The organism is Corallococcus terminator (assembly GCF_003611635.1).
Classification (GTDB): domain Bacteria; phylum Myxococcota; class Myxococcia; order Myxococcales; family Myxococcaceae; genus Corallococcus; species Corallococcus terminator.
This window is the reverse complement of record NZ_RAVZ01000357.1, coordinates 1-9,686: the sequence shown is the minus strand read 5'-3', so window position 1 is coordinate 9,686 and position 9,686 is coordinate 1. Positions and strand designations below refer to the sequence as shown.

Sequence of the window (9,686 nt, the reverse complement as noted above, 5' to 3'; positions counted from 1 at the left end):
ATCCAGGGCTGGCTGTGGCGGTTGGGCCTGGGCCGTGGCCGCGTCCACGTCTTCTACGACGAGGCGTACCGCCTGCCCCTGTCCGGCATCGAGTCCTCCGTGGGCATCGAGCCGCGCACCACCGACTTCACCACCTGGTACCTCCTGGAATCCGGCGTGGTGCGCGCCGCGGATGTCCGTCACCCCGTGCCGGTGTCCTACGCGCAGCTCGCGCGCGTGCACGAAGCCCGCTACCTGGAATCCCTCTCCGACCCGGCCACGCTCGCGCGCATCTACGCCACCGACCCGTCGGAGGTCGCCGTGGACGCGCTCCTGGACTCGGTGCGCCTCGTGTGTGGCGGCACGCTCGGCGCGGCCCGGCTGGCCGTCGCGCGCCAGGGCCCCGTGGTCAACATGGCCGGCGGTTTCCATCACGCGCGGCCGGAGCGGGGCGGCGGCTTCTGCACCGTCAACGACATCGCCGTGGCCGTGGCGGACCTGCGCGCCGCGGGCTTCGACGGCTCCGTGGCCGTGCTGGACCTGGACGCGCACCCGCCGGATGGCACCGCCGCGTGTCTGGCCGGCCAGCCGAAGGTGTGGATCGGCTCCGTGTCCGGCAGCGACTGGGGCACCCTGCCCCCGGGCGTGGACGAGACGCGCGTGCCGGACGGCTGCGACGACGCCACCTATGTGCAGAAGGTGAAGGACCTGCTGTCGCGCATGCCCGCGTCCGACCTCACCTTCGTCATCGCCGGGGGCGACGTGCTGCACGGGGACCGCTTCGGGCGCGTGGGCATCACGCTCGCGGGCGCGCGCAAGCGGGATGTGGCCATCGCCTCCGCGCTCCGTGGCCGCGCCAGCGTGTGGCTTCCCGGCGGTGGCTACCACGCTGAATCCTGGAAGCTGTTCGCCGGCACGGTGCTGGTGCTCGCGGGCCTGGGCCACCAGCGCATCACCGCGCGCTACGACCCCCTGAGCGCGCGCTTCCGGCGCATCGCCCACCTGCTCACCCACGAGTCGGGCTCCGGCTCCGGACTCGCGCCCGGCGAGGAGCCCATCACGCTGGAGGACCTGGAGGGCCCGCTGCGGCTGGGCCCCGAGGTGCAGCCTCGCGTGCTGGGCCACTACACCGCGCAGAGCATCGAGTACGCGCTCTTCCGCTACGGCCTGCTCTCGTACACGGAGCGCCTGGGCTACAGCCGCCTGCGCGTGGAGGTGTCCTCCACCGGAGGCACCGGCGACCGCATCATGGTGCTGGGCCACGCGGGCGGCCGTGAACACCTGCTGTCGGACACGGTGCTGGAGAAGAAGGTCCTCCAGGGGGAGACCTTCCTCTTCGCCAACTGGCTGAGCCTGCGCCACCCGCGCGCGCGCTTCAGCGACACGCGCCCGCAGCTCCCCGGCCAGGACGTGCCCGGCCTGGGCCTGTCGCGCGAGACGACGGAGGTGCTGCTCACCATGGCCCAGCGCCTGGACCTCGCGGGGCTGGCCTTCCGGCCCATGTGGTACCACCTGGCCTTTGTCGCCCGGAGCCGCTTCCGCTTCTCCACCCCGGAGCGTCAGGGCCGCTTCGAGGCGCTGATGCGCGACCTGGCCGGGCTGCCCCTCGTGGAGGCCACCCGCGCCGTCGCCGAAGGGCGCGTACGCCTGGAAGGCCAGCCGTACCCGTGGGAGCCGGACGACATGCTCTGCCGCCTGCAACCCGTGCCCATGGACACGGACGCCGTGGCGAAGGAGCGCGAGCGCTGTCACTTCACCGTGGTGCCCGCCGCTTCCTGACACCCACCCGTGCCGTGGTAGTCAGGGCCCGTGGATCTCCAAGCGCAACGCCGCCAACAGCACAAGCTGCGGTTGTCCTGGATGCCGTGGCTCTACTTCGTCCTCAAGCCGCGCCACCATGAGTGGGCACACGCGTGGCAACGCGAGGTGCAGGACCTGCTGCGTGAACTGGAAACCGTGGAGATCGCCGAAGGGTGCTTCATCGCCCCGGAGGCGCGCATCTTCGCGGAGCCCGGACGCACCGTGCGCATCGGCCCCGGGTGCAGCATCGCCGCGGACGTCTTCGTGCACGGACCGGTGGAACTGGGCCCTCACGTCAGCCTCAACGCGCGCGTCAGCCTGGATGGTGGCGTGGCCGGCATCCGCATCGGAGAGGGCACCCGCATCGCCAGCGGCGCCACGCTCTATGCCTTCGACCATGGGCTCGCCCCGGATCGTCCCGTGCGTGGGCAGCCCGTCACGTCGAAGGGCATCGTGATCGGTCAGGACGTCTGGGTGGGCGCCAACGCCGGAATCACCGACGGCGTCACCGTGGGAGATCACGCCGTGGTCGGGATGGGCGCCGTCGTCACCCGCGATGTGCCCCCCTGGGCCATCGTTGGAGGTGCACCGGCCCGCCTGCTCGGTGACCGTCGCCAGCGGCCTCGCTCAGGAATCACGGGGGGTTGGGATCCTCCGGATACTGAGGGGAATCCCTGAGTACAGGGTGGGTCCATTGACTTTGAAACATTCGAGCGACTTATGCTTGGGCTCGCGGTGAAACGGAGAGGGGACGGTTGCCCGGGCGAACCGGGTGGGTTGTCCTCTTATTCATGTATTGGTCCGTTTCATCCGTGGAGGAGGCCGCGGTGTCGCAGGAGCAACGCGAAACGGGGAGCGGCGCCGCGCCTGGACAGGCCTCCATGTCCAGCGACCTCGTGGACACCCGCCGCTTCCAGCGCGCCGGCTCCCTGCTGCGCGAGGTCGTCTTCGAACTGGATGCCGCGGGCCGTCTGGTCCTGACATGCCGCGCCTGGGAGCGCCTGGTGGGTGCGCCCGCGGAGGCGTGGAAGGGCCGCCCGCTGGTGGACTTGTTCCATCCGGAGGACCGTGACCAGGCTCGCGCGCTGCTGCGCACGGCCGTCGCCCGCGTGGATTCACCGGCGCGCCTGGAGCTGCGGCTCGCGAGTGGCACGCAGCCCCGTTGGGTGGAGGTGTCCGCGACGGGCGACCCGGAGCGCCTGGGCGGCGTGCTGGGCACGCTGGTGGACGTCACCCCGCGCAGGCTCGCGGAGGACGCCGCCGCCACGCGCGAGCGCTACCTGGGCGCCATGGTGGAGGTGCAGCGGCGGCTGCTCGCGCCGGAGGCCACGGGCGACCTGTACAACGCCATCCTGGAGCCGCTGGGTCTGGTGGCGGGGGCCAGCCGCGCCTACGTCTTCGAATTCCACCGCGACGGCGCCGGCCGGATGCTCCAGTCCCAGCGCGCGGAGTGGGCCGCGCCCGGGGTGTCGCGTGAGCTGGAGAGCCCGGACACGCAGGCGTGGCCCGTGGACGAGGCCTTCCGGCTGAACCAGTGGATGGAGCTCACGCGCGGCGAACCGGTGCAGGGCCCGCCGGAGGCCTTCGGCGAGGGCACGACGCCGGTGCTGGTGGCGCAGGGCATCCGCGCGCTGCTGGTGCTGCCCCTGACGGTGCACGGGGAGCCGTTCGGCTTCATCGGCTTCGACAACTGCGATGAGCTCCGGCTGTGGTCGCCCGTGGAGCTGAAGCTGCTGGCCGGTGCCGCGGGCGCGCTGTCGCTGGCGCTGGAGCAGCACACCGCGGATGCGCTGCGCGTGCGCACGGAGGCCACGCTGCGCCGCACGGAGGCGGGCTTCCACCTGCTCATCGAAGGCTTCCCGGACCCCGTGGTGGTGCACACGACGGACGGCATGCTCCTGTCGGTGAACCCCGCCATGGCCCGCTACCTGGGCTACCAGGATCCGGCCGAGCTGCTGGGCCGGCACCTGCTGGGCCTGGTGCGGCGCGAGGACCAGGAAGTGGCGCGCCGCCATCTGGAAGAAGCGCAGGACGGGGGGCTCGCGGCCCGCTCGCACGAAGTGCCCCTGGTGCGCCGGGATGGTCAGGTGGTGAGCGCGGACCTGGTGACGCTGGGGGTGCTCTTCGACGGGGTGCCCGCGCGCGTGACCGTGGCGCGCGACTTCACCGAGCGCAAGCACATGCAGGCGCAGCTCATGCTGGGCGACCGGCTGGCGTCCATGGGCATGCTGGCCGCGGGCATCGCGCACGAACTGAACAACCCGCTGTCCTACGTGCTGTCCAACCTGGAGTTCCTGCACCGCGCGCTGGGCCCCATGCCCCGTCCCCTGGGGGCCGAGGAGTTGCTGGAGTACCAGCAGGTGCTGGACGACGCGCGCGAGGGTTCGGAGCGGATGCGGCAGATCGTCCGCCAGCTCAAGGTCTTCTCCCGCGTGGACGACTCGCACGACGAGCCGGTGGACGTGCACCGCGTGCTGGACTCCGTGACGCAGATGGCGGCCAGTGAGATTCGCCCGCGCGCCCGGCTGGTGAAGCAGTACGGCGACGTGCCGACGGTGCGCGCCAACGAGGGCAAGCTGTTTCAGGTGTTCCTCAACCTGGTCATCAACGCCGCGCACGCGATTCCGGAGGGCTTCACGGAGGAGCACGAGATCCGCCTCATCACCCGCGTGGACGCCGAAGGCCAGGTGGTGGTGGACGTGCGCGACACCGGCCGTGGCATCGCGCCGGAGCACCTGCGCCGCATCTTCGACCCCTTCTTCACCACCAAGGTGCCGGGGCAGGGCACCGGCCTGGGCCTGTCCATCTGCGACACCATCGTGCGCGCGCTGGGCGGCAGCATCAGCGTGGAGTCCGTCCCGGACCACGGCGCCACCTTCCGCGTGGCCCTGCACTCCGCGGTGCCCGGCGCTGTCACCTCCCCCGTGGCCTGAAGTCCCACCGTCCGCGCGGGATAAGCGCACCCTTCTTCCCGGAATGACCGGGGCCACGTCCCTGCGTGGAAGCAGGCCCCCGTGCCGCTGCCGCGAAGTGGACTGAAACCGCCGCGCTCCCGTGTTCGAGTGTGGTGCGTCGGACGGCTGCCCCCGCGTGCGCTGCCTTCCCTGGTGCGATGGGTCCACCCTGGGGCTTTGCATCGCGGTGAGGGGGAATCCCGCCCGATGACGCCTGCCCGAGGGCCCCCTGCCCGGACGGCCTTGGAGGATGCCATGCGCACGCTGACCGCTCGTCTTGCTCCCGTGCTCGGGTTGCTGCTGGGCACCCTGCTGGCGCTGGGACCGGGCCAGCCAGGGTTGGGGCCGACGGCGAGCGCGGCGAGCCCCGTGGCGGACGCGGACGCCTGCTCCGACTCCGCGACCTTCCTGATGGGCGCGGCGCGCTCCGACATCACCGGCCCCGCGGCGGAGGTGGGGATGATGGGCTACGCGCAGGTGGCGCAGAAGACGGAGGGCATCCACCTGCGGCTGTATTCGCGCGCGTTCGTCATCGCCTCGCCGTGCAATGGCCGCCGCGTGGCCGTCGTCAGCGCGGACCTGGGCGAGCTGTTCCAGGCGGTGAAGCAGCAGGTGGTGGAGCGGCTGCGCGCGAAGCTGGGGGACGTCTACTCCAACGACAACGTGCTCCTGAGCGCCACGCACACGCACGCGGGGCCGGGCGGCTACAGCCACTACACGCTCTACAACCTGACCACCTTCGGCTTCGTGCCGCAGAACTTCGAGGCCATCGTCTCCGGCATCGTGGACTCCATCCTGCGCGCCAACGCACGGTTGGCCGAGGGCTCGCTGCGCCTGTCCTCGGGCGACCTGCGCGGTGCGAGCGCCAACCGCTCCCCGGAGGCCTACCTGCGAAACCCCGAGTCCGAGCGCGCCCGCTACCCGGACGACGTGGACCCCCGGATGACGCTGCTCCGCTTCACGCGCGCGGACGGTCACGAGGTGGGGCTCATCAACTGGTTCGCGGTGCACGCCACGTCCTTCGGCAACACCAACCCCTTCATCAGCGGCGACAACAAGGGGCTGGCCTCGCGCTACTTCGAAGCGGGGGAGGGGGGCCTGCTTCCCGGCGGGCCGGACACCTTCGTCGCGGCCTTCGCCAATTCGAACGAGGGGGACGTCACCTCCAACATCCTGGGCGGCACGAACGGCGGCGGCGCGAACGACTTCGAGGATGCGGCCATTTCCGCGCGCAAGCAGTACGACTTCGCCGCGCACCTGTGGGCCACCGCCGCGATGCCGGTGCTGGGCGGCGTGGACTACCGGCACACCTACGTGAAGATGGACGCGGTGGACGTGGCGCCCGCGTTCACGGACGGCGCGCGCCGCCGCACGTGTCCGGCGTCCATCGGCGTGTCGATGCTGGCGGGCGCGGAGGACGGCCCCGGCTTCGGCGCGGAGGGCGCCACGTGCGAGTCCGTGCATGACTTGTGGAACCAGTTCACCTGCTCGGTGGTCACCACGCCCTGCCAGGCGGAGAAGCCCATCGTGCTGGAGATGGGCGGGATGAAGCCCTACCCGTGGACGCCGGAGGTGCTGCCCCTGCAACTGGTGACGGTGGGCCCGCTGGCGTTGGTGGCCGTGCCCTTCGAGCTCACCACCATGGCGGGCCGGAGGCTGCGCGACACGGTGCTCGCGCAGTTGCAGGGCACGGGCGTGACGGACGTGGTCATCGCGGGGCTGTCCAACGCGTACTCGGGCTACGTGGCCACGCGCGAGGAGTACGCGCGCCAGGACTACGAGGGCGCGTCCACGCACTTCGGACCGTGGACGCTGGCGGCGCTCCAGCAGTCCTTCACGGGGCTCGCCGGGGCGCTGCGCGACGGGACGCCGGTGCCACCGGGGCCCACGCCTCGCGACCTGCGCAAGGCGGTGGTGGGATTGCAGCCCGGCGTGGTGTTCGACGACAAGCTGTTGTGGGTGGACTTCGGCGACGTCGCGGAGGAGGCGAAGCCCGCGTACGCGCGGGGTGAAACGGCGAGCGCCACCTTCTGGGCGGGGCATCCGCGCAATGACTTGAAGACGGGCGGCACGTACCTGCGCGTGCAGCGGCGGCTGGCGGACGGGACGTGGCGGGACGTGGCGCACGACGGGGAAGGCGGCGCGCTGTACCACTGGCAGCGCGAGTACTGCGTGCCCACGCTCGCGTGTTCGCTGGCGCGGATCGACTGGCCCATCCCGGCGGACACGGCGCCGGGGACGTACCGGCTGGTGCACGAGGGCAACTGGAAGTCCGGCTGGGACGGGCGCGTGCATCCGTACTCGGGGAACTCGCGCCCGTTCACCGTGCGGTAGCGGGCGTCAGTCGCAGGAGCCGTCGGCGTTGCACTTCTTGTCGCACTTCTCGCAATCCAGGCCGCCCTTGCCGCACTGGTTCTTGTCCCTGCCGTCCAGGCAACTGTTGCCATCGCAGCAGCCCGCGCAGGTGGACGGGTCGCAGCGGCACACGCCGTCCATGCACGCGAGTCCCGGGCCGCACGCGCCGCCGAAGCCGCACATGCACCGGCCCGCGAAGCACGACCCCGCGTTGAGGCCGCACGCCGGGCCGTTGCCGCAGCCACAGGTGCCCTGAGCGGTGCAGGAGTCGGCCTTGAGGCTGGAGCAGTCCGAGCACGCCACGCCCCCCTTACCGCAGGTGCGGAAGGTGGCGCTGGTGCACACGCCGTCGCGGCAGCAGCCGTCCTTGCAGTCCACGCAGAAGGTCCCGTTGCCACCCGCGAGCTTCACGGTGACCTCGACCTCGTAGCCGTCGCGCACGGTGGCGCTGGCCTCGCCGGTGGCGAGCACGGTGCCATTGCGCAGACCTTCCACGCGCACGGTGGCCTGGGCGCCGTCGGCGGCGTCGGACAAGAGGACGCGGAAGGTCTCGCCGCTCTGGAGGGTGCGGTCCGCGGCCTCGGGAATCATCGAGGCGGGCACGTCCATGCCGCCCGCCACGGTGCCGGAGACGCGCAGTTGGGTGAGGTTCAGCGAGGGCTCGAACTCGGTGGTGACGAAGAGCGCGGTGCCCGCGGCGGCGGCCGGGTCGCGGCAGGCGGCGAGCGCCACCAGCGACAGCAAACCACGGGTCAGGAGGAGGCGGACGAAGGCCCGGCCGGGTGTTGCTCCTACGATGATCATGATGGCGCGCAGGGTAGCGGGCTTCCCGCCGCGACGTGAAACGCGCATCGGGGACGGGAGGCCGGGCGTTGAGCAGCGGACGCTCATACGCGGTGTCCGGTGCGCTCCCCGCCGGTGCTTCTCGCGTGGCATCGGACGCGGGAAGGTCGCAGCATGGGGGAGCGCGCGCGAGGAGGCGGCAACGGCATGGTGGTCATCGTCATGGGCGTTTCGGGCACCGGGAAGTCCACGGTGGGCAGGGCGCTCGCGGACCGGTTGGGGTGGACCTTCGAGGACGCGGACGACCTGCATTCGGCGGAGAACCGCCGGAAGATGGCCGCGGGCACCCCGCTGACGGACGCGGACCGGCAGCCCTGGCTGGTGCTCCTGCGCGCGCGACTGGAGAAGGCGCACGCGCAACAGGAGCCCCTGGTGCTGGCGTTCTCCGCGCTCAAGCGCACCTACCGCGAGCAGCTCACGGTGGACGCGACGCGCGAGCGCTGGGTGTACCTGCACGCTCCCGCCGAGGTCATCCAGGCCCGGCTCCAGCGCCGCGTGGGCCACTTCATGCCGGCCGCGCTGCTGGTCAGCCAACTGGCCGCGATGGAGCCGCCCGAGGACGCGCTCTCCGTGGACGTGACGCCCCCTCCGGACGTGGTGGTGGCGCGCATCGTTGACGGGCTGGGCCTGGCGCCTGGCGCGAAGCGCGCGTAGCCCGCTTCAGGGCACCGGGTGTTCGACGGTGGCGCCCAGGCGCTCCAGCAGCTCGCGGTACCAAGCGAAGGCGTTCGCGCTCCGGCCCGCCAGTTCCTTCGTGCCCCAGAGCAGCGTGAGGGTGCGGCGCGTGGAGCCGTCCGTCTTGGTGCGCTGGGCGTCCTTCACCGCGTTGGCGCAAGGCCCTGCCGCGTCGAAGAGGCACAGCAGGCCTTCCAGGTCGATCTCCTGCCCGGAGGCATTGAAGACGTAGCGGTCGCCCTGGATGGCGGTGGCGACGCGGAAGGGCGCCTGCGCGCGGTCCAGGTCCACCACGCTGATGGGCAGGCCGCTGTGCAGCGACACGGCATTGCACGCGTCCACCGCGGCGTTGATGGTGGAGAGCGAGCCGTCCCCGGACGCGCGCACCAGGTATTCGGAGGCTGGCTTGCCCCGGCCGGTGGGCTTGTAGCCGCCGTGGCGGAGCAGGTCCCGCACGGCGCCTCGCACGGCGTCGTCGCTCTGGAGGGGAGCGGTGGCGCCGGGCCGGAGGAGGGCCTGGAGCCACTCGGGCGCGGGCAGCTCTCCCAGGGGGGCGGGAAAGGTGGATGTGAAGGCGACGAGGTCCAGGAGGGGATGGGTGTCGACGGTCAGCACGGCGCCACTCTATGCTTTGGGACAACCCCTATGCCTACGCTCATCCCCAAGCCCATCCGTGTGACGGCGGTGGGCAACAAGCCGAAGCTCATCGACGAGTACGTGGGTCGGATGAACTCCAAGACGCAGAACATCAGCGTCGCGCACATGCGCAGCCCGGGTGGGTGGGAGGAGCCGGGGCAGACCCCCGAGTTCCGAGAAATCACCCTGGTGCTCGCGGGCACGCTGCGCGTGGAGCACAAGGGCGGGGTGATGGACGTGCACGCCGGCCAGACGGTGGTGTGCGAGCCGGGCGAGTGGGTCCGCTACAGCACCCCCGAAGAGGAGGGCGCCGAGTACGTGGCCATCTGCACCCCGGCGTTCTCCCCGGGCACCGTGCACCGGGACTCCTGAGGGCGCAGGCGCTGGCGTTCCAAGGAGGGCGGAATCCCGGACGGGGGCCTGCCTGCCTGGATGGGTGCAAGG

The 9,686-nt window shown here is 71.7% G+C and carries 8 protein-coding genes; 6 read left to right on the top strand and 2 right to left on the bottom strand.

Annotated features, from left to right (window positions below; genetic code table 11):
• The 4 genes from D7V88_RS34470 to D7V88_RS34455 all read left to right on the top strand — a co-directional run.
• Nucleotides 1-1,758 (top strand): histone deacetylase family protein (locus tag D7V88_RS34470; protein ID WP_372241147.1); only part of this gene is annotated, 1,758 nt, incomplete at its 5' end.
• A 30-nt stretch (nucleotides 1,759-1,788) separates the two neighbouring features.
• A complete protein-coding gene (locus tag D7V88_RS34465; RefSeq protein WP_120544855.1) occupies nucleotides 1,789-2,457 on the top strand; it encodes an acyltransferase in 669 nt (222 codons plus the stop codon).
• A gap of 203 nt (nucleotides 2,458-2,660) precedes the next feature.
• The gene (locus D7V88_RS34460; protein ID WP_244238544.1) at nucleotides 2,661-4,712 is read left to right on the top strand and encodes an ATP-binding protein; all 2,052 of its coding nucleotides are present in this window, start codon (nucleotides 2,661-2,663) and stop codon (nucleotides 4,710-4,712) included.
• A 276-nt stretch (nucleotides 4,713-4,988) separates the two neighbouring features.
• On the top strand, nucleotides 4,989-7,067 hold the full coding sequence (locus D7V88_RS34455) for a neutral/alkaline ceramidase (protein ID WP_120544853.1): 2,079 nt from the start codon (nucleotides 4,989-4,991) through the stop codon (nucleotides 7,065-7,067).
• A gap of 6 nt (nucleotides 7,068-7,073) precedes the next feature.
• On the opposite strand, the gene D7V88_RS34450 is transcribed toward D7V88_RS34455, so the two are convergent.
• On the bottom strand, nucleotides 7,074-7,892 hold the full coding sequence (locus D7V88_RS34450) for a hypothetical protein (protein ID WP_147448975.1): 819 nt from the start codon (nucleotides 7,890-7,892) through the stop codon (nucleotides 7,074-7,076).
• 186 nt (nucleotides 7,893-8,078) lie between these two features.
• On the opposite strand from D7V88_RS34450, the gene D7V88_RS34445 reads away from it, so the two are divergent.
• On the top strand, nucleotides 8,079-8,585 hold the full coding sequence (locus D7V88_RS34445; protein WP_120544857.1) for a gluconokinase: 507 nt from the start codon (nucleotides 8,079-8,081) through the stop codon (nucleotides 8,583-8,585).
• 6 nt (nucleotides 8,586-8,591) lie between these two features.
• On the opposite strand, the gene D7V88_RS34440 is transcribed toward D7V88_RS34445, so the two are convergent.
• Nucleotides 8,592-9,221 (bottom strand): phenylalanine--tRNA ligase beta subunit-related protein, encoded by a 630-nt coding sequence (locus tag D7V88_RS34440; protein WP_120544851.1) that lies wholly within the window; start codon nucleotides 9,219-9,221, stop codon nucleotides 8,592-8,594.
• Between the two features lie 30 nt (nucleotides 9,222-9,251).
• Here D7V88_RS34440 and D7V88_RS34435 point away from each other — a divergent pair, with 30 nt between their 5' ends.
• Complete coding sequence (locus tag D7V88_RS34435; RefSeq protein ID WP_120544850.1) at nucleotides 9,252-9,614, top strand: cupin domain-containing protein; 363 nt, start codon at nucleotides 9,252-9,254, stop codon at nucleotides 9,612-9,614.
• The last annotated feature ends 72 nt before the right edge of the window (nucleotides 9,615-9,686 follow it).